The sequence below is a fragment of the Bradyrhizobium sp. USDA3010 genome (assembly GCF_056429065.1).
Genome location: NZ_JBWJZD010000054.1, coordinates 1 through 20,234 on the forward strand (window position 1 = coordinate 1; position 20,234 = coordinate 20,234).

The window sequence follows — 20,234 nt, forward strand, 5'->3', positions numbered from 1 at the left end:
ATGGCGAGTGTGGCGGCCCGGATGCGCGGAGGGTGGGTGTCAGCAACCGAATCCTACGCCACCTCAGCGGCTTACGCCACGCTCGCCAGCCTCTCAACAAGCCGCTGATGAATAAGACGGGCTAGCTTAGTTGAAACCCCCTTAACGACCTCGCATCGCTTAGCCACGAGCCCGGGATGGGGACGATGTGGGTCACCACAGTGACAGCTGAGGGACCGCTCTTTCGCACGAAATTATACTCGCTACACGGAATGAGTATAACCGGCCCCGTTTTCGGATTTTCAGCTGATGCCGAAGATTCAAGAACGAAGGCCAAAACGAGGTCGTTCGATTCGCCCGCTTCTTTGCTTACAACGTCAGTGAGCTGACCAATCAGCTGAGCCAGACGATTGATCCAATTTGATCATGCTCTTCACCTTCTATTGAGGCGCTTCGGGGCCTGGGTGACCCGCAGCGATCGATATTGCGCTCAATGTCGAGCGCCCATTCCTCGCCATCCTTGCGGCGACGGAAGGTCTCCGCCACATAGCGGTTCTTGCGGCGGACTTGGACACGCCAACCCCCGGACGGCAACTGAGTGAAACTGGCCACGGTCGTGTGCACTCCCCCAAATCGTGTGCGCTACGTGTGCACTGACAGGTCAAAACGGGTACAAACGTGTGCAAATTCGGCTAGTTTGGAGTGCACACGTTCGTGTTTCATCCCATTGAAGCATAAGGTAAATCATTGAAATCGCAAGATTATCGCTTTTCCGTGGCGCCCATGATGGATTGGACCGACCGGCATTGCCGGGTCTTCCATCGCCTGATGTCGCGGCGGGCGCGGCTTTATACGGAGATGCTGACGACCGGCGCCATCATCCACGGCGACCGGGCGCGGTTGCTCGGCTTCGATGCCAGCGAGCATCCGGTGGCGCTGCAGCTCGGCGGTTCCGATCCGTGCGATCTCGCGACCGCCGCGCGGATCGGCGAGGACTTCGGCTATGACGAGATCAATCTCAATGTCGGCTGCCCTTCTGATCGGGTGAAGGACGGCCGTTTCGGCGCCTGCCTGATGGCGGAGCCCGCGCTGGTCGCCGAGGGCGTTGCGGCGATGAAGCGCGCAGTGAAGGTTCCTGTCACGGTGAAGTGCCGGATCGGCATCGACGACCAGGATCCGGAAGTTGCGCTCGATACGCTGGCGCGCGGCGTGATTGCAGCGGGCGCGGACGCGCTCGTCGTGCATGCGCGCAAGGCCTGGCTCAACGGATTGTCGCCGAAGGAGAACCGCGACATTCCGCCGCTCGACTACGATCGCGTCTATCGCCTCAAGGCGGCGCTGCCGGACGTGCCCATCATCATCAACGGCGGCATCACGAGTATCGCCGAAGCGAAGCAGCATCTGGCGCATGTCGATGGCGTGATGCTGGGACGGGCGGCCTATCAGGAGCCGTGGCGGCTGCTGACAGTCGATTCCGAGCTGTTCGGTGAAACGCCGCCGCACGCCACGATGAGGGACGTGTTCGCGGCGATGCTGCCGTATATCGAGCGGCAACTGGCTGAAGGCACGCGGCTGCATTCGATCACGCGCCACTTCGTCGGTGCTTTCCACGGCGTGCCCGGCGCGCGCGCCTTCCGCAGGCATCTCGCGGAGAACGGCGTTCGGCCGGGTGCCGGGACCGACGTGCTGCGCGAGGCGATCGCACGCGTCGACGACCGCGCGCCTGCGGCGGTCGCGGCCTGAGGCGGTCGCGGCCTGAGGTTATTGCTTGCGCTGACGCCGCACGACGTCGTGTGCAACCTTCAGGAAATTGAAGAGATGCGGCATCCGGTTGTCGCGCCGGTAGTTCAGCGACAGCGCGGTGCCGGGATTATGTCCCTCATAGGCGCGATAGGCGACGCCGGGCCGGTCCGCCTGCGAGACGGATTGCGGCACCAGCGCGATGCCGACGCCAACCGACACCAGGCTGATCGCGGTCTGGTAATCCTGCGCCAGGACCTGCGATTTCGGAATGAAGCCCTCTTCGAGGCAGATGTTGAGGATGTGGTCGGCGAAGCTCGGGCGCGGCTTGCGCGGGTAGAGCACGAAGGTCTCGGCCTTCAGCGCAGCCAGCCGCGTGACCTGCTGCTCGAGCAAGGGCGAGGTGTCTGATAGCGCGAGGATCAGCGGCTCCTGCAGCAGCGGCTCCGACTTCAATTCCTCGTCGTCGAGCGAGGGGCGGGCGACGGCGATATCGATCTCGCGCTGGATCACCGCGCGCTTCTGCTCGGCGTTGTTCATCGCCGACAGCGCCAGCTCGACGTCAGGATAGGCCAAACGAAACGCCTTGATCACATTGGGCAGCACGCCATAGGTCGCCGATCCGACGAAGGCGACGCGCAGGTGCCCTGAAAAACCTTCGCCGATCCGCTTGATCTCGCGGTGCGTCCGATCGAGCCGCTCCAGCACATCGCGTGCACGCTCCAACAGGACGCTGCCGGCCTGGGTCAACCGGATCTGGCTTCGGCTCCGGTCAATGAGCACGACGCCGAGATCGCTTTCCAGCTGTGCAATCTGCCGGCTGAGCGGCGGCTGGGCGATCGCGAGCCGTGATGCGGCGCGGCCGAAATGCAATTCCTCGGCGACGGCGACGAAGTAGACCAGTCGCCTCAGATCCATGACGTCGTCGCGATCGGTCACGGTCAGTCGGACGTTTGTCTGCGCGCTTCGGCGGAAGCTGCGTGAAACGCCTGCCGGGTTTGATATCGCGTGGTCATCGGCGCATGATCGAGACGGTGGTTCCGGCGGGAAGACTGAGCGGGCATCCCTGGATTGTCAATTGTCCGCCGGGACAACGCCATCTGCCTAATCCTTCCGGGCAAAGGCGCGGATCTTGTCCTCGTCGACCTCGACCCCGAGGCCCGGGCCATCGGGCACGCAGATCTCGAACGTGTCGAATCTGATCGGGTTGACGACGAGGTCTTCCACGAGGATCCGCGGACCGAAATGCTCGCTTCCCCATTCGAGCCTGGGCAGGGTGGCGAATGCGGCAAGATGCGCGGCCGCGCCGATGCTGCTCTCCAGCAGGCAGCCGCCGTAGAGCTCGAGGCCGTGGGCGCCGGCGACCGCGGCGGCGCGCTTCATCTCGAACAGGCCGCCGCTCTTCACGAGCTTCAGCGAATAGACGCTGCCGCAACCCATCGTGGCGACGCGGGCGATCTCCTCCTTGGTGAAGGCCGCTTCGTCGACCAGCAACGGAATGGAGGTGCGCGCCGCGACACGCGCCATGGTTTCCAGCTGCAGCGCTGACACCGGCTGTTCGACCAGAGCGACGTCCAGTTCCTCCAGCGCCGGCATGAAGCGGATGCATTCGGCCTCGGTCCAGCCCTGGTTGACATCGACGATCAGCCGCACCTCGTCGCCGAGGCCGGCGCGCAGCGTCTGCAACCGCTTCAGATCGGCCGGTGGGCGGTTGAAGCCGAACTTGACCTTGAACTGGCGGTGTTCGCGGCGCCGCAGCTTCTCCTTCGCTTCCTCCAGCTCCTGACCGCTGTCGCCCGAGGCCAGCGCCCAGATCACTTCCATGCGCTGGCGAACCGCACCCCCGAGCAGCGCGCTGGCCGGGAGGCCGAGCGTCTTGCCGACGGCGTCGAGCAGGGCGGACTCGATGGCGCCCTTGGCTGCGAAATTGCGGGTCGCGGCCTTGCCCATGCGCAAGGCATTGGCTTCGAAGTCGAGGGCAGGCTGCCCGAGCAGCGCCGGCGCCAGGTAACTCGTGACCGCGGCCTTGATCGATTCCACGCTCTCCTCGGCCCAGCGCGGCCCGCCGAGCGTCGAGGCTTCGCCGATACCCGTCACGCCGTTGTCGAGCAGGACGCGTACCAGCACGTAGCCCTGATGCGTGACCTCCGTGTTCGAAAGCTTGTGCCGCCGGCGGGTCGGCGCTTCCACGATGGTGGCGCGGATACTGCGGATCGCAGTGTCCCTTGCGAAGTTCCGCACTTGCTCCACGGGCTCGGCGATTTCGATCACGGCACGACTCATAGGTCCTCGCAGGTCAGTTCAAAGTGAACCCTGCCAGGCCTCGGGCCTGGCAGGGTGCAACGCGTATCACTCGGCCGCGACGAGGCGCTCGACCGCCGCCTTCTTGAGCTTGAAGTCGAAATCGAGAACGAGGTCGGTGTCTGCGCCGGCCGGTGCCTTGGCGAACTTGCCGATCAGGCTCTGCTTCACGGCGAACACCGAGTCATTGTCGAGATACTTGGTCTCGGAATCGTAGATCTGCGAGATCAGCGATTGATAGCCGTCCTTCGAGAGCATGAAGTGAATGTGGCCCGGGCGCCAGGGATGGTGGCCCATGTACTTCAGGAGCTCGCCGCCGGCGCCGTCATAGGGGATCGGGTAGGGCTCGGGACGGAGCGCCACGAAAGCGTATTCGCCGTTGGCGTCGGTCGTGAACCGCCCGCGCAGATTATAGGCGGGTTGCTCGGGGTCTTGCAGGTCATAGAGCCCGTTCGGCGCGTCTTCCCAGACGTCGATCGTGACGCCCTCGATCGGCCGTCCCGCGGTGTCGCTGATGCGCCCGCTGACCTTCACGGTCTGCGCGTTGTCGAACGTCTTCTTGATGATGGAAGCACCCTTCGGCAGCACCGGCGGATTCTCCCGGTAGAACGGCCCGAGCACGGTGGACTCGCTCTCACCATCGGTGACCCGGTGGTCGAGCATGTCGACCAGCACCTCGACGCCGAGAATGTCAGCGATCAGGATGAACTCGTTGCGCTTCTCGTCCGAGATGTCGCCGGCGCGCCGCAGGAATTCGCAGGCGGCGAACCACTCGGCGAAGGTCAGGTCGACCTCCTTGCAGAACGCGTGCATGTGGCGGATCAGGCTCGTCATGATCTGACGGTTGCGATCAGGAATGTCGTTCGAGAGCGCGGCGATCACGTGGTCGGTGATGGTGTCCTTGTTGACGTTCAGCATGGTCGTTTCCTCCTTTTCTTGCAGTTTGGATCAAACTTGCATCCCCGTTTTCGGGAATATCTTCTGGCGGTCTCACCAGACAAATTCGTAAGCAGCGTTCTCCAGCGTCGCGGGCGCGAGGTGCGGGTCGGCCAGGCCGCCGAAGCGGCCGCGGCAGAACAGCAGCGGCTTTTTGCCGGGCTCCAGCGACATCTCGCGGACATGGCCGAGGAAGATGGTGTGGTCGCCCGCGACGATCTCATCAGCAAGATCGGTCACGAAATACGCCGCTGCATCGGCGATGACGGGCAGCTCGTTGCGGCGCTCGAAGACGTCGCAGAGGTCGAGCTTGGGCTTGCCTGCGAAGTGCCAGGCAAGATCCTCCATGCCTTCGGCGAGCACGCTGACCGCGAAGCGGCCGGTGTTCTGGATGTGGCAGAGCATCTTTGCGCTTTTCGCGATCGAGATGGCGACCAGCGGCGGATCGAGCGAGACCGACATGAAGGCATTGGCCGTCATGCCGTGGTCGCGTCCCTCGCAATGCGTGGTGATGATGGTGACGCCGGTGCCGAACTGGCCGCAGGCGTTGCGCAGCTCGCGCGGATCGATGGCGGTCATGGGTTGATGACCTCGAGTTGGGCCAGGCTGGATCGATTGGCAGGCGACGCGGTCACGATGTCCCGCCAGTTTTCCAGCGCCGATGCGGCGGCGGCAAGGCCGGATCGCCGAAGCGAGCGGATCCGGCTGCTGGAGACGATCTCACCATTGCCGCAGCGCACCGGCGGCAGGATGCGCGTGTCGAAGTGTTGCCGCAGCAGCTGCGCGGTGCCGCCCTTGCAGGACCCGAAGCGGAAGTCCTCGCCGACGATCACTTCACGCGGTTGCAAAAGCTGCAACTCGGCGAGGAAATCGGCCGCGGTGCGCCGGACGTAGATCTGGTTGAAATCGGCGACGACGATGTGGTCCGGTGCGAATGTTGCGATGCGCTCGAGCTTTTCGCCGAGCGAGATCAGCGCCTCGGCCTGGCCGAAATACACTTTCGGGGGCGGATCGAAGGTGTAGACCACCGCAGGAACGCCGCGGCGCTGCGCTGCCGCAATGGTCTGGCGGAGCAGTTCCTGATGGCCGCGATGAACGCCGTCGAACGCGCCGATGGTCACGACGCTGGCCGTGAGGGCCAATTCGCCATCGCGATGGAAAGCGACAGCAGCGCTGTCAAAACCCCTGCCCAGACCTTTGCCCAGATCCTTGTCCATGGCTCGCTCCGGTTTTCGCTCCCTTGCCGTGCTGCGCGATTGCTGCGTCAGCTGCGGCGTTGCGTCGGCCGGTCGATCATGCGTCGTCCGATCCGTGCCACCTGAGTCATAGCCCGAGCCGCGACGGTTCGCGCGGTATGGTGTGATACCTTTCGCCCGCTCCGGGTGAGCGCGTAGCTTTTCCGCCGATGTCACGCCGACCAAGAGCGTGACGGGATGGTCCGGGCCGGGGTGGCGACGCCCTCCGGTCCAACGACACAAGCGGAGGAGAACCCATGACTACAGCAGCTGCCCTGCGAGCCGACGCGCCTGCGTCAACCACCAGCGTCTATACCGGCACGGAATTCCTGGACAGCATCCAGGATGGCCGGGAAATCTACATCTACGGCGAGCGCGTCAAGAACGTCACGCAGCATCCCGCCTTCCGCAATTCCGCGCGGATGGTGGCGCGTTGGTACGACCGCTTCCACGAGAAGAAGGATCAGATCGGCGTTCTGACCGACACTGGTTCGCGACAGTTGACCCATCCGTTCTTCCTGGGCTCGCGAACGTCCGACGACCTGATCAAGGGCCGCGACGCGATCGCCGAATTGCAGAAGGTTGCGTATGGCTGGATGGGTCGCTCGCCGGACTACAAAGCGGCGTTCCTCGGAACCCTGGGCGCGAATTCGGGCTTCTATGGCGAATACGCCGGCAACGCAAAGAAATGGTATGCCCGGACCCAGGAGCGGCTCGACTTCTGGAATCACGCCATCGTCAACCCGCCGATCGATCGCGATCGCGCCATCGAGGACGTGCGCGACGTCTTCATGCATGTCGAGAAGGAGACCGACGCCGGCCTGATCGTCTCGGGCGCGAAGGTGGTTGCGACCGGCTCGGCGCTGACTCACTACAATTTCATCGCCCACTACGGCATCCCGATCAAGGACAAGTCGTTCGCGCTGATCTTCACGGCGCCGATGGACGCCAAGGGCGTCAAGCTGATCGCCCGCTCGTCCTATGAATTCACGGCGGCCGCGACCGGCTCGCCGTTCGACTACCCGCTGTCGAGCCGCTTCGACGAGAACGACTCGATCCTCGTTTTCGACAAGGTGCTGGTGCCCTGGGAGAACGTCTTCATCTATGGCGACGTCGACAAGATCAATCAGTTCTTCCCGGCGTCGGGCTTCATTCCGCGGTTCACGCTGCATGGCGTGACACGGCTGGCCGTCAAGCTCGACTTCATTGCCGGCCTGTTTTCGATGGCGGTGGAGGCGACCGGATCGAAGGATTTTCGCGGCGTGCAGACGGCGGTGGGCGAGGTGATCGCGTGGCGCAATCTGTTCCACGGCATTTCGGATGCGATGGTGAAATCGCCGATCGCCTGGCAGGGGACCGAGGGCTACAATCTGCCCAACCTGAACTACGGGCTGGCCTATCGCGTGTTTGCGCCGACGGCCTATCCGCGGATCAAGGAGCTGATCGAGCGCCATGTCGCGAGCGGCTTGATCTATTTGCCGTCGAGTTCGGCCGACCTCGAGAGCGAGGCCATCAGGCCTTATCTCGACCGCTTCGTGCGCGGCTCCAACGGTTACGCCGCGATCGACCGGATCAAGCTGCTCAAGCTGCTCTGGGACGCGGTTGGCTCCGAATTCGGCGGCCGCCACGAGCTGTACGAGCGCAACTACGCGGGCAATTACGAGAACCTGCGTGTCGAGACGCTGATGGCCGCGAGCGCGACCGGCGACCTCGGCGCCATGCAGGATTTCGTGCGCAACTGCATGAGCGACTACGACGTCTCCGGGTGGACGGCGAAGGACCTCGTCAATCCCGACGACATCAATCTGGTCAGCCGCGGTCTGGTGCAAGGCTGACGACAACGCTGACGATCTGGTAGACAGAGCGATGGAGCCGCCGCGGTCGCGCGGCGGCTCCAGTCCGTTTTCGCGCTACCGCCTCATCGCTTGCAGAGAGAGTTCATCATCATGCTGTTTCACGTCGAAATGGACGTGCGGATTCCGCACGATCTCCCAGCCGAAAAGGTCGATGCGCTGAAGCAGGCGGAACGCGTCCGCGCCATGGAGCTGCAGCGCACGGGGGCCTGGCGCCATCTGTGGCGGGTGGCTGGACGCTACGCCAATGTCAGCATCTTCGACGTGTCGGGCGCGCAGGAATTGCACGACATGCTGTCCAGCCTGCCGCTGTTTCCGTTCATGGAGATCCGCGTCACCCCGCTATGCCGGCATCCGTCGTCGATCCACGACGACGACCGCTAGAGCTAGTCGACAACCGTGCGCGGGCGCCGGTGACGGGCCGAGGTGTTGATGCTGCCGGTGACGTCGGGGTATCCGGTGAGGCTCAGCGTGTCGGAGCGGACCCCCCAACTTTCGAGCCGGTCGAGGAAGCTCATGCCGAGCAGGTTGGTCTTCATCTGCCCGCGTTGCACCACGAGCGCCGGCACCGATTTCTCGACCAGCTTGCCGACCGCGAGACGATCGAGCGTCAGCCGCGCCGCCTTGGTGTGACCGCCGGCGGTCTCCAGGTCGACATTGTATTCGAGCATGTCGGTCGGCAGCCCGATCGCCTTGGCGGTCTCCCAGGTCAGCACGACCGAGGTCGCGCCGGTGTCGATCACCATCGGTGCGCTGACGCCGTTGATCTTGGCGCGGAACGCGAACTCGCCGCCCTGGCTGCGTGCAATCTGCACCGCGGGGGCCGGCGCGGCGGCCGGCGCGGCGATGCTGCGGCCGAAGATCTGGGTCAGATTCTGTCTGGCGCGCGCGATCTGGCCGGGATCGCCGTAGGTGACAACGGCGCCCGCGGTTGCCATCAAGAGCAGGATGACAAGGAGGATGCGGGTCACGGTACGGCTCCGGTCGCTCCGGTGGTCACGCGCGCTTCGGACGCGGCTCCATGTGCTCGAGCCCGGCCTCGGCCATCCGCGCCGGCAAATTCGCCATGACCGACAGCCGCTCCGCGCGGTCCATCTTGTGCCAGCGTGCGATCTCCGGGAGCGTGCGACCACAGCCGAAGCAGAGCTTCGTCCTGGGGTCGATCATGCAGACTGCGATACACGGCGTTTCTGAGCTCATTCTTCAACTGTTGAACCGTTTCAGCCGCCGGTGCAAGTCGGTCGAATCGGGATGCGCCATCACGCCCCGGCTTTTTGTCGCGAGCATGGTGTTGGCGTGAACGCCTCGGATTCATTGGCAGCGAAAACCGCGTCACGATTGTCCGCGACATGCTCTACAATCCGGTGCCGGCACTCATGATGGACTTGCGGCGCACACGTTTCCGGTCGGCGCCCATCGAGGGCTCGGCGGGCTCCGGCTGCATCGGCGGCGCTTCTTCCGTCATCGGCGCCAGCGCGCTCATCACCCGTTCCGGCGGCAAGGTCACGATCACCTCGGTGCCGATGCGCAGCTTCGATTTCAGCGTGAAGGTGCCGCCATGCATGTCGATCAGGCTCTTCGCGATCGGCAGTCCAAGGCCCGCACCTTGTTCCGCCGACTTGATTGAGTTGGAGCCCTGGCCGAACGAGGCCAGCACGACCGGGATCTCGTCCTCGGCGATGCCGCTTCCGGTGTCCTTGACGCTCAGATATTGCCCGCCCGACGCGGTCCAGCCGACCTTCAGCCAGATCTCGCCGCCCTGCGGGGTGAACTTGATCGAGTTGGAGAGCAGGTTGAGCACGACCTGGCGGATCGCGCGCTCGTCGCCCCAGATCCGGGGCATGCCATGCTCGAACACTTCGTGGATGGTGATGCCGCGGCTGGAGGCGCGCAGCTTCAGCAGATGGTGGCAGTCGGCGACGACGTGCACCAGCGCCACGGCCTCTTCGTTCAGCTCGTAACGGCCGGCCTCGATGCGCGACAGATCGAGGATTTCGTTGATGAGATTGAGCAGGTGCACGCCGGAATTATGGATGTCGGCGGAATATTCCTTGTAGACCGGCACCGCATGCGCACCAAAGATCTCGCTCTTCATCACCTCGGAGAAGCCGAGGATGGCATTGAGTGGCGTGCGCAGCTCGTGGCTCATCTGGGCCAGGAAGCGCGACTTGGCGACGTTGGCGGATTCGGCGCGGTGCCGCGCCTCGTCGGAGATCGCCTTGGCCTGTTCCAGTTCGCCGATCAGCGCGTCCTTTTCGGCGCGGGCCTCCAGCGTCGCCAGCGTGGTCGAATGCAGGCGGTGGGCCAGCAGCGCGAAATAACCCTCGGCGGCAAGCGCGAGCAGCGCCAGCACGTAATTGTCGAATGCGCCGTTGAGCACGAGGTCGAGCGCGATCCCGACCGTGACCGGAACGGTCGCCGCGAGTGCCGCGATCGGCAGGCTCGCCGCCAGCATGCTGGAGACCGCGATCACCAGCAGCATCAGGAACATCATCAGCGTGTTGGAGGAGAGATCGCGCCCGGCGGGGTGGATCAGGATCGCGGTCCAGCACAGGCCGTAGAGCAGGTCGAGCAGCACGAAGCGGGTTCGCCATTTGCGGGTCACGGCGACGGAGGTCGGCTCGGCGAGGAAGCGGGCGCAGCTGCGGATGATTGCGAGATGGACAGCGAGGATGCCGACCGTCCAGGCGCCGGCCACGATCGGCTTCATCCAGAGGCCAAACAGGACGCCGGTTGCCACCACGAGCAGCATCACGACGTAGGACGCCGAGATCCGGGTCTGCGCATATTGCCGGAGCAGTTCGGCGTCGAACGCCGGGCGGGTTCCACTGGTTGACGTTAACCGATCCCGTGCCTCGCGCACCCGCTGTGCTGCGACGCGCCGGCTGTTGACCGGCACCGTCACCTGAGGTCCTGCCGGAAGCTGCACAACTTCAGGCTTTTCTGCGGGATTACTCATCAACAACACAAATCCTGCCCCCGAACCGCGCGGGCTTTTTGCATTGTCTATCTGTGACGCCAATTCATTAAGCGTTACCTTAAAGAGCTAAAGAAATGCGTTAACCGGAGGTTAAATTAACTTTTGCGCCGGGCGCCGCGCCGTTGTGCAATGTCAGGGCGCAATAGCGCAATTTCGGAATAATGGAAGTGTGTCCCTGATTTGCCCGACGTGTCAAGTTGCCATATCGAATGCCGGCGGCCGGCCAGCTACTTTGCATGGGGTTGTTTTCGATATTTTGGCGGCGCGACCTTCAAAGGGGAATTCTCCTTCGCGAGACGGCGCCGCTTCGCAGGTGACCCGCCCGCGCGGGTCACCTGGCCGTATGCGAAGAGGCGTTAGCGCTGCAGCCGGGCCAGCAGGCTCGACGTATCCCAGCGCTTGCCGCCCATCTTCTCGACCTCGGCATAGAACTGGTCAACCAGCGCGGTGGCCGGCAGGGTGGCGCCGTTGCGGCGGGCTTCCGCCAGCGCGATCGAGAGGTCCTTGCGCATCCACTCGACCGCGAAGCCGAAATCGTACTTGCCCTCGTTCATGGTCTTGTAGCGGTTCTCCATCTGCCAGGACTGCGCCGCGCCCTTGGAGATGGTTTCGATCACGGCGGCGACGTCGAGGCCGCTCTTCTTGGCGAAGTGGATGCCCTCGGACAGGCCCTGCACGAGGCCTGCGATGCAGATCTGGTTGACCATCTTGGTCAGCTGGCCGGCGCCCGCCGGTCCGAGCAATTTGCACATCCGCGCATAGGCGCCGGTGATGATCGGCTCGGCGCCCGCATAGGCGTCTTCGCTGCCGCCGCACATCACCGTCAGCACGCCGTTCTCGGCGCCGGCCTGGCCGCCCGACACCGGCGCGTCGATGAACTTGAAGCCGGCCTTGGTGGCGGCGGCATCGAGCTCGCGGGCAACCTCGGCGGAGGCGGTGGTGTGATCGACGAAGGTCGCGCCCTTCTTCATGCCGGCAAAGGCGCCGTCGGGGCCGATCGTGACCGCGCGCAGGTCGTTGTCGTTGCCGACGCAGCACATCACGAAATCCTGGCCTTCGGCGGCGGCCTTCGGGGTCGGCGCCGTCTTGCCGCCGAACTTGTCGGCCCATTCCTTCGCCTTCGCCGCGGTCCGGTTGTAAACGGTGACCTCATGGCCGCCCTTTTTCACGAGGTGTCCCGCCATCGGGAAACCCATTACGCCGAGACCGAGGAAAGCGACTTTAGCCATGTCTGTTACCTTGTGATTTGCCGTGGTGATCGCCTCTTGAGACCGCCGGAAAACGTCGCGGCGGGCAGGGCATTCCGTCCATGGAAGGAGCCGCACCATACCCCCTGCGCAGCGGAGGGCAACGGCTTCGTTGGATGGCAGACCCCGGTTTTGTGCTAGGATCGGCCCACCAAAGAACCTCACAAAAAAGGGAGTGTCTCGCATGGGCATGAGCGTCGGTGTGCTCGATCATTTCAATATCCGGACCCGGAATCTCGCCGCCACGGTGCGGTTCTATGAGGACATTCTTGGCCTGGAAAAGGGGGCGCGGCCGAACTTCGCGTTCCCCGGTGCGTGGATGTACAGCGAGGGCAAGGCGGTCGTGCATCTGGTCGATATTTCCGCGACCGACGAGGCACAAAAGCCTGACTCCGGCGTCGTTCATCACGTCGCCTTTGCCAGTCAGGGCTTTGACGGGATGCGGAAGCGGCTGCAGTCCAAAGGCATGGAATTCGACTCGCGCCAGGTTCCCGGCGGCGATCTCTGGCAGATCTTCGTCAACGACCCCAACGGGGTCATGATCGAGCTGAACTACGAGGCCGCCAAGGAGGGCGGCGCCGGAGCGCCGGCCGAGCGGCGCGACGACGTCGGAGCGAGGTAGCCTTTTGCGCTGCAACGCTCTAAGGGAGGTCTCTTGAACTTTCCAGGAGATGCGCGGTGAGCGTGACGCAGCAACAGGTTCTCGATTGTCTGGCCAAGGTGATGTCGCCGCGCGGCACGGCCTTGACCAACGCCAACGTGCTGTCGGCGATCACGGTCACCGACGGCAAGGTGTTCTTCTCGATCAACGTCGATGCGGCGGAAGCCCGCGCCTGGGAGAGCGTGCGTGCGCAGGCCGAGAACGCCGTGCGCGCCATTCCCGGCGTCAGCGTCGCGATGATCGCGCTGACCGCGGAGCGCAAGGCGGGTAGTGCGGCGCCTGCGCCGCGGCCGGCCGGCGGTGTCCAGCCCGCGTCCGCGCACCGTCATCCGCACCCGCCTGGTGCGCAATCGCCGATGGCGCGGCAGGCCGAGATCCCCGGCATCTCCGCCGTCATTGCGGTTGCCTCCGGCAAGGGCGGGGTCGGCAAGTCGACCACGGCACTCAACCTCGCGCTCGGCCTGCGCGACATCGGCCTGCGCGTCGGGCTGCTTGATGCCGACATCTACGGCCCATCGGTGCCGCGGCTGACCGGCATCCGCGAGAAGCCGCAGCTCAACGACGACAAGAAGATGATCCCGCTGCAGCGCTTCGGCCTGTCGATCATGTCGATCGGCTTCCTGGTCGAGGAGGACACCGCGATGATCTGGCGCGGGCCGATGGTGATGTCGGCGATCACCCAGATGCTGCGCGACGTCGTCTGGGGCACGCTCGATGTGCTGGTCGTCGACATGCCGCCCGGCACCGGCGACGCCCAGCTCACGTTGGCGCAGAACGTCCCGCTCAAGGGCGCCGTCATCATCTCGACGCCGCAGGACCTCTCGCTGATCGACGCGCGGCGGGGACTGGCGATGTTCAAGAAGGTCAATGTACCGGTGCTCGGCATTGTCGAGAACATGAGCTATTTCCAGTGCCCGCATTGCGGCACGCGCTCGGACATCTTTGGCCATGGCGGCGCCCGTCATGAGGCCGAGAAGCTCGGGGTGCCGTTCCTCGGCGAGATCCCGCTGCATATTGCCATCCGCGCCGCCTCCGACTCCGGCAACCCGGTGGTCGAGAGCGAACCGGACGGCCCGCACGCGGCGATCTACCGCGCGATCGGCAGCAAGGTCCGTGAGCAGCTGCAAGGCGTCATCGCCGCCGCCTGAGCCCGCGCTGTTGTCCCGGTTAGCCGGTGGACCTCAAAGGCCAGGATCCGGCCGGCCTTTCTTCACAGGCCTGTCGCCCTTGGACGATTGCTGAATCGCGTCCGGCCTGTATGTTTGTCCAGCACTGGCCGAATCGTACCACCGTTCCGTCAATTGAAGGCGGGCACGGGTAGCCGTAATACGGGGAGGGGCCGTGAGGCGACCAGCGACATGGCAGCATCACGTGAAGCAAACAAGCAACGCCGTAAGCATCTGACGCGGGAGAAGCGCGAAGAGGCGTCCCGCATGGCGTTCAACCTTGCGAAGAAATCCGACTCGATCGGGGAGGCCGCCATGGCGATCGCCAAGACGTTTGGCGTCAGCAAGACGACCGCGCAAAGCTGGATCCGGCGTGGGCGGCATTTGGCCGATAAAGCCAAGAAGGCGCGAGAGGCGACGCGACGCTGATTGCCACGGGAGCCCGGTGGCTGAGGGCCGGCCGGGCGGCCCGCACGCGGCGATTTACCGCGTGACGGCGACAAGGTCCGCGAGCCGCTACAAGCCGTCGTCGCAGCAGCCTGAGCCCGCATTTTCCGGCAAATTTCCCGCGCCATCAGACTTTCGTTTAATTGGTGCGGTCATGCCATTGTCGCGTTTCCGTGAGGCCGTCTTCCGTGTTAAAGGGCCGACCTAGAGCGCCTCGGCGGGCGTTTGCAAGCGTTCTGCTTGCAATCCTCCTGCCGGAGAACTGCTTGCGGTCACTGGGAAACGCCCCTCAAGGAGAAGCCTTACGATGAAGCGTCGTGATTTTTTGAAAGTGTCTGCGGCCGGTGCTGCCGCGACGGCGGTTGCCGCGCCGGCGATTGCGCAGTCCTCGCCTGAAATCAAATGGCGCCTGACATCGAGCTTCCCGAAGTCGCTGGACACCATCTATGGCGGTGCCGACCAGGTGGCGAAGTACGTCGCCGAAATGACTGACAACAAGTTCCAGATCCAGGTGTTCGCGGCGGGTGAGATCGTCCCCGGCCTGCAGGCGCTGGACGCGACTTCCAACGGCACGGTCGAGATGTGCCACACCGTGTCCTACTACTATGTCGGCAAGGACCCGACCTTTGCGATCTACGCGTCGGTGCCGTTCGGCCTCAACGCCCGCATGCAGAACTCCTGGTGGTACCAGGGCGGCGGCGAGGCGCTCGGCAACGAGTTCTTCAAGAAGTTCGGCGTGATCGGCTTCCCCTGCGGCAACACCGGCACCCAGATGGGCGGCTGGTTCCGCAAGGAGATCAAGACGGTCGCCGATCTCTCCGGCCTCAAATTCCGGATCGGCGGAATCGCCGGCCAGGTGCTGCAGAAGGTCGGCGTGGTGCCGCAGCAGCTCGCCGGCGGCGACATCTATCCGGCGCTGGAGAAGGGCACCATCGACGCCGCCGAGTGGGTCGGTCCCTATGACGACGAGAAGCTCGGTTTCCAGAAGGTCGCCAAGTACTACTACTATCCGGGCTTCTGGGAAGGCGGCCCGACCGTGCACGCCTACTGCAACCTCGAAAAGTGGAACGCGCTGCCGAAGAACTACCAGGCGATCCTGACCAACGCGACCGCCAACGCCAACACCTGGATGGCTGCGCGCTACGACATGCAGAACCCCTCGGCGCTGAAGCGGCTGGTTGCCGGCGGCACGCAGCTGCGTCCGTTCACCAACGAAGTGCTCGAGGCCTGCCTCAAGGCGACCAACGAGCTGTGGGGGGAAATCTCGGCCAAGAATGCCGATTTCAAGAAGTCGATCGACGCCATGCAGGCGTATCGTTCCGACCAGTATCTGTGGTGGCAGGTCGCCGAATACACCTTCGACAGCTTCATGATCCGCTCACGCACCCGCGGCTAACAGCGCTTCGAGCGTTCGCGAGAAGAGAACGCGCCCAAAGCTTCGACTTAAGTAGCCCGGCCCCCGTAAGGAGGCCGGGTTTTTTGCGTCTGGCGTTCGCCGAGGGGATGTTCCATGCTCGCGCCCGAAGCCTCGGCACGAAGGCGGCGCGTGATCGGTCACCGGTCACGACGGCAAAGAAACGCAGCGCGACGATCGCAAGCAGTCGACGCTCGGACAACACAATCACACAGGGCAGGAAGCAAATGAAGCGCAGAGATTTCATCAAGGTCACGGGTTTAGGTGTCGCAGGCGCGGCAACGGTCGCAGCTCCCGCGATCGCGCAGTCGATGCCGGAGCTCAAATGGCGGCTGACGACGAGCTGGCCGAAGTCGCTCGACACGCTGCACGGCGGCGCCGAGCTGATGGCCAAGGCGGTGGGTGAAGCCACCGACAACAAGTTCCAGATCCAGACCTTTGCCGCCGGCGAGATCGTGCCCGGCCTGCAGGTGCTCGACGCCGTGCAGAACGGCACGGTCGAGATGGGGCACACCGCGCCGTATTACTATTTCGGCAAGGACCCGACTTTCACCTTTGGCTCCTCGGTGCCGTTCGGGCCCAACATGCGGCTCAACCAGGCCTGGTTCATGCTGGGCGGCGGCAAGGAGCTGCTCAACGAGTTCTACAAGAGCTACAATGTCACCTCGCTGCTTGCCGGCAACACCGGCTGCCAGATGGGTGGTTGGTTCCGCAAGGAGATCAACAGCGTCGACGATCTCAAGGGCCTCAAATTCCGCATCGGCGGCTTTGCCGGCAGGGTGATGCAGAAGCTCGGCGCGGTGCCGCAGCAACTCGCCGGCGGCGACATCTATCCGGCGCTGGAGAAAGGCACCATCGATGCGGCCGAGTGGGTCGGTCCCTACGACGACGAGAAGCTCGGCTTCTACAAGGTCGCGCCGAACTATTACTTCCCGGGCTGGTGGGAAGGCGGCCCGATGCTGGTCGCGATGATCAACCTCGACAAGTGGAACGCGTTGCCGAAGCACTATCAGTTCGTGCTCGAGCAGGCCGGCCATCTCGCCAACAACTGGATGATGGCGCGCTACGACCAGGCCAACCCGCTCGCACTGAAGAAGCTGCTCGCGGCCGGCACCAAGCTGCGCCCATTCCCGTCTGCGGTGATGGAAGCGTCCTTCAAGGCCGCCAAGGAGCTGCATGCCGAGGTTTCGGCGACCAATGCCAATTTCAAGAAGGTCTATGACTCGCTGACGACGTTCTCCAACAACGGCTATCAGTGGTTCCAGGTCGCCGAAGTCGGCTACGATAATTTCATGGCGCGCCACTCGCAAGCGTGAGTGCCACCACGTCGACAAAGGGCCCCGGAGCGAAGGCGCCGGGGCCTGTCCGTGTCGCGATCACGTCTTCGACGCGACGCGGCTCTCGAACACGCATGATCGCCAGTCGCTGGTCGCGCAGTCGGTCGGCCAGCCGCCGCCAAGCGCCATGAACAGCGCCGCAGTGTCCGAAAGCCGCGTCGCCTCCGCCTGGACGCGGGCGATCGCCGCGTTGAAATAGGCCTGCTGCGCATTCAGCACGGTGACCTGGTCGATCTGCCCAAGCACGAGCTGCTTCTGCACGATGTCGACGGTTGAAGTCGATCGAGCCGACTGCGTTCTTCAGGGTCCGGAACGAACGCTGCTCCGCGGCCATCACCTTCATGGAGGCCGCCTGCTTGTCGCTCAGCGCGACGTATTGCTGCTCGACGTTGACGTCCTGCGGCGCGGTCTCCTGCGCGGCCTTGGCGTTCACGACACCATCGGCGCGCGTCGTGAGCCACGCGCCGGCGAGAAGCGCCGCCAGCACCGGCATCGCCGCAAAGCCCACATACTTCATTCCAAATGACATCGCCCGCCGCCAATACTGCATGAAAGTCTCGCGCGAGAGACGAGGTCTCGCCGCATGGCGGGCCGTCGTCCGATCTCCCGGCGAGAGCAGATGAACGATTATCAGGGCTAGCTGACGCCAGCCTTACATTTGCCCTTTTCAAGAGCGCGCCCGGCGCGCGAATTTGATTGCGGCGGAGGCCGGTTTATCTATTTTGCGTGGGGACAGGAGCGGTCGCGCATAGCCAAAATATAGCGCGGTTAGCGGCAATCCGGGCGTTGTGCTCAAATGCGTATCGTTTGCACATCGGGATTGCTCAACGTGCGATCTGTTGCGGAATTGTCGATTGGCTGGCGCATCGCAACAAGGTGTGCAAACGGAAGACCGATCGAATGAAAACAGGACTGCTGCGATGCGCCTTCTGATCGTCGAGGACAATCTCGAGCTATCGCGACTGCTCGCGAGCGGGCTGGTGGCGGCGGGATATGAGTCCGATATCGTCAACAGCGTTGCCGAGGCGCGTGATGCGCTGCGCAGCGTCACCTATGCTGCCATGATCCTCGATCTCGGTCTGCCGGACGGTGATGGCCTGTCGGTGCTGTCGGAGCTGCGCCGCAAGACCGACCCGCTGCCGGTCCTGGTGTTGACCGCGCGCAACGGCCTGCAGGATCGGGTCAACGGCCTGCGCAGCGGCGCGGACGATTATCTGGCGAAGCCGTTCGCGCTGGAAGAGCTGGTGGCGCGGCTCGAAGCCATCCTGCGCCGGCCCGGCCAGCTGCTCGGCTCATCGCTGAAGCTCGCCAATCTGGTCTACGACACCGAGAGCAAGCAGGTGTTCGTCGACGGTGCTCCGCACGTCTTCTCCGCGCGCGAAACGTCGGTGCTGGAGATCCTGCTGCGGCGGCAGGGGCGGGTGGTACCGAAGAAGAATGTCGAGGACCACATCTTCGGTCTGTCGGGCGAGGTCGCCTCGAATGCAGTCGAGGTCTACGTGTCGCGCCTGCGCAAGCTGCTCGCCGAGCACCGCGCCAATATCATCATCCACACCATTCGCGGCGTCGGCTATCTGATGGCGGAGGAGAAATAGGGGTGTTCCGCTTCACGTCGCTGACCTCGCGGATCGTGTTCCTGCACATCGTGGCGGTCGCGGTCGCCGCGATCTTCCTGCCGCTGCTGCTGCTCTGGTTGCTGAACTCGGAGATCGACCAGCTGCATGGCGAAGCGATGCGCGATCAGGCCGCCGATCTCGGCCAGAACCTGGTGGTCGATTCCGCCGGCAAGGTACAGCTCAACCTGCCGGACAGCCTGAGGGGGCTCTATTCCGACGCCTATGGGCGCTATCGCTACGACATCTACGATGCGGACGACAATCTGCTGTTTTCGTCGCATCGCGGAGCGCCGCGACTGCCGGCCCTGGCCGACCGGATTTCCGGTGCCAGCGCCACCAAGCTCGTGGGCGGCCAGACGCTGCGCATCCAGGTCGCCGAGGACCTGTCACATCGCGACGTCATCATCGATGACATCGTTTCCAACTTCTTCCGGCGGGTCGGCTGGATCACCATCCCGATCCTCCTGATCCTGCTGGCGACCGACATCCTGATCTTCCGCCGCGCCGTGATTCCGCTGCTGCGGGCTTCGGAGGAGGCCAGGAGCATCGGACCGGCCAGGACCGACATCCGTCTGCCGACGGAGGGGATTCCGAGCGAAATCCTGCCGCTGGTGACCGCCGTCAACCAGGCCTTCGATCGTCTGGAGGACGGGTTTCACGTGCAGCGCCAGTTCACCGCCGACGCCGCGCACCAACTGCGCACTCCGCTTGCGATCCTGAGGACCCGGATCGAGACGCTGGATGTAGCCAGGGGAACCAAGGAGCTGCATGCCGACATCGAGAGCATGAGCCGTATCGTCAGCCAGCTGCTCGAGATTGCCGAGCTCGATACGCTGGTGCTGGACCCCGGCGAAACCGCGGATCTGCGCGCCGTGTGCGCCGAGGTGGTCGGCTCGATCGCGCCCTATGCGCTGGCGCAGCAGAAAGACATCGCGCTGCGCGGCACCGACGGTCCGGTGCGGGTCAAGGGCAATGCCGAGATGCTGCAGCGCGCGATCTTCAATCTGGCGGAGAACGCCATCAAGTACACGGCAGACGCGACCTCGGTCGACGTCGAGGTGTACGAGGACGGTTCGGTGCAGGTGCGGGACTGCGGGCCAGGGATTGCGCCGGCCGAGCAGGGCCTGGTGTTCCAGCGCTTCTGGCGCGGCGATCGTCAGCGCCAGCGCACGGACGGGGCGGGGCTCGGGCTCTCGATCGTCCGCGGCGTCGTCGACGACCACGACGCGACGATCAAGGTAGAGAACCTGCCGTCCGGCGGTGCCCAGTTTACGCTGAGCTTCCGCCTCGCCAAGGCGGAGCCGGCGACCGCCTGAGCGGCT

At 64.3% G+C, this 20,234-nt stretch carries 19 protein-coding genes; 9 read left to right on the forward strand and 10 right to left on the reverse strand.

The genetic code is table 11. The features are described from left to right. The first annotated feature begins 726 nt into the window (after positions 1-726). Positions 727-1,722 carry a tRNA dihydrouridine(20/20a) synthase DusA gene (gene dusA, locus AC066Y_RS39425; RefSeq protein WP_478278560.1) on the forward strand — a complete coding sequence of 332 codons (996 nt, stop codon included), beginning with the start codon at positions 727-729 and terminating at the stop codon, positions 1,720-1,722. 18 nt (positions 1,723-1,740) lie between these two features. On the opposite strand, the gene AC066Y_RS39430 is transcribed toward dusA, so the two are convergent. From AC066Y_RS39430 to AC066Y_RS39450, 5 genes are all read right to left on the reverse strand, one after another. Next, entirely contained in the window at positions 1,741-2,637 is an 897-nt protein-coding gene (locus tag AC066Y_RS39430) for a LysR family transcriptional regulator (RefSeq protein WP_478278561.1), read from the reverse strand. Between the two features lie 186 nt (positions 2,638-2,823). After that, positions 2,824-3,990: a muconate/chloromuconate family cycloisomerase gene (locus AC066Y_RS39435; RefSeq protein ID WP_478278562.1), complete on the reverse strand. Its 1,167-nt coding sequence runs from the start codon at positions 3,988-3,990 to the stop codon at positions 2,824-2,826. Positions 3,991-4,068: 78 nt separating this feature from the next. Continuing rightward, on the reverse strand, positions 4,069-4,938 hold the full coding sequence (locus tag AC066Y_RS39440; protein WP_176532048.1) for an intradiol ring-cleavage dioxygenase: 870 nt from the start codon (positions 4,936-4,938) through the stop codon (positions 4,069-4,071). Between the two features lie 72 nt (positions 4,939-5,010). After that, positions 5,011-5,535, reverse strand: a complete 525-nt coding sequence (locus AC066Y_RS39445; protein ID WP_478278563.1) for a flavin reductase family protein — start codon at positions 5,533-5,535, stop codon at positions 5,011-5,013. Beyond that, positions 5,532-6,173: an FAD synthetase gene (locus AC066Y_RS39450; protein WP_478278564.1), complete on the reverse strand. Its 642-nt coding sequence runs from the start codon at positions 6,171-6,173 to the stop codon at positions 5,532-5,534. The genes AC066Y_RS39445 and AC066Y_RS39450 overlap by 4 nt, the downstream gene beginning before the upstream one ends. Positions 6,174-6,448: 275 nt before the next feature. Between AC066Y_RS39450 and AC066Y_RS39455 the strand changes: the two genes are divergently transcribed. Continuing rightward, on the forward strand, positions 6,449-8,026 hold the full coding sequence (locus AC066Y_RS39455; protein WP_478278565.1) for a 4-hydroxyphenylacetate 3-hydroxylase N-terminal domain-containing protein: 1,578 nt from the start codon (positions 6,449-6,451) through the stop codon (positions 8,024-8,026). A 111-nt stretch (positions 8,027-8,137) separates the two neighbouring features. Next, entirely contained in the window at positions 8,138-8,428 is a 291-nt protein-coding gene (gene catC / locus AC066Y_RS39460; RefSeq protein ID WP_478278566.1) for a muconolactone Delta-isomerase, read from the forward strand. Positions 8,429-8,430: 2 nt separating this feature from the next. Here the strand turns inward: catC and AC066Y_RS39465 are convergent, their stop codons facing one another. The 4 genes from AC066Y_RS39465 to AC066Y_RS39480 all read right to left on the reverse strand — a co-directional run bounded on the left by AC066Y_RS39465 (position 8,431) and on the right by AC066Y_RS39480 (position 12,253). Then, the gene (locus AC066Y_RS39465) at positions 8,431-9,015 is read right to left on the reverse strand and encodes a TIGR02281 family clan AA aspartic protease (protein ID WP_478278567.1); all 585 of its coding nucleotides are present in this window, start codon (positions 9,013-9,015) and stop codon (positions 8,431-8,433) included. Between the two features lie 25 nt (positions 9,016-9,040). Continuing rightward, positions 9,041-9,244 carry a DUF1289 domain-containing protein gene (locus AC066Y_RS39470; protein WP_092125546.1) on the reverse strand — a complete coding sequence of 68 codons (204 nt, stop codon included), beginning with the start codon at positions 9,242-9,244 and terminating at the stop codon, positions 9,041-9,043. 154 nt (positions 9,245-9,398) lie between these two features. After that, on the reverse strand, positions 9,399-11,003 hold the full coding sequence (locus tag AC066Y_RS39475) for a sensor histidine kinase (RefSeq protein WP_342722628.1): 1,605 nt from the start codon (positions 11,001-11,003) through the stop codon (positions 9,399-9,401). 377 nt (positions 11,004-11,380) lie between these two features. After that, positions 11,381-12,253: an NAD(P)-dependent oxidoreductase gene (locus AC066Y_RS39480; protein WP_478278568.1), complete on the reverse strand. Its 873-nt coding sequence runs from the start codon at positions 12,251-12,253 to the stop codon at positions 11,381-11,383. Positions 12,254-12,455: 202 nt separating this feature from the next. On the opposite strand from AC066Y_RS39480, the gene AC066Y_RS39485 reads away from it, so the two are divergent. From AC066Y_RS39485 to AC066Y_RS39500, 4 genes are all read left to right on the forward strand, one after another. Next, positions 12,456-12,893, forward strand: coding sequence for a VOC family protein (locus AC066Y_RS39485; protein WP_478278569.1), 438 nt, complete (start codon positions 12,456-12,458; stop codon positions 12,891-12,893). 56 nt (positions 12,894-12,949) lie between these two features. Continuing rightward, positions 12,950-14,080 (forward strand): Mrp/NBP35 family ATP-binding protein, encoded by a 1,131-nt coding sequence (locus AC066Y_RS39490; protein ID WP_478278570.1) that lies wholly within the window; start codon positions 12,950-12,952, stop codon positions 14,078-14,080. 772 nt (positions 14,081-14,852) lie between these two features. Continuing rightward, positions 14,853-15,941, forward strand: coding sequence for a TRAP transporter substrate-binding protein (locus AC066Y_RS39495; RefSeq protein ID WP_097672506.1), 1,089 nt, complete (start codon positions 14,853-14,855; stop codon positions 15,939-15,941). A 245-nt stretch (positions 15,942-16,186) separates the two neighbouring features. Further along, positions 16,187-17,275 carry a TRAP transporter substrate-binding protein gene (locus tag AC066Y_RS39500; protein WP_092125553.1) on the forward strand — a complete coding sequence of 363 codons (1,089 nt, stop codon included), beginning with the start codon at positions 16,187-16,189 and terminating at the stop codon, positions 17,273-17,275. On the opposite strand, the gene AC066Y_RS39505 is transcribed toward AC066Y_RS39500, so the two are convergent. Beyond that, on the reverse strand, positions 17,250-17,846 hold the full coding sequence (locus AC066Y_RS39505) for a hypothetical protein (protein WP_478278571.1): 597 nt from the start codon (positions 17,844-17,846) through the stop codon (positions 17,250-17,252). The two genes, AC066Y_RS39500 and AC066Y_RS39505, sit on opposite strands and share 26 nt — an antisense overlap. 370 nt (positions 17,847-18,216) lie before the next feature. On the opposite strand from AC066Y_RS39505, the gene AC066Y_RS39510 reads away from it, so the two are divergent. Together AC066Y_RS39510 and AC066Y_RS39515 are read left to right on the forward strand one after the other, a co-directional pair. Further along, on the forward strand, positions 18,217-18,891 hold the full coding sequence (locus AC066Y_RS39510) for a response regulator (RefSeq protein WP_478278572.1): 675 nt from the start codon (positions 18,217-18,219) through the stop codon (positions 18,889-18,891). A gap of 2 nt (positions 18,892-18,893) precedes the next feature. Then, positions 18,894-20,228, forward strand: a complete 1,335-nt coding sequence (locus AC066Y_RS39515; RefSeq protein WP_478278573.1) for a sensor histidine kinase — start codon at positions 18,894-18,896, stop codon at positions 20,226-20,228. The last annotated feature ends 6 nt before the right edge of the window (positions 20,229-20,234 follow it).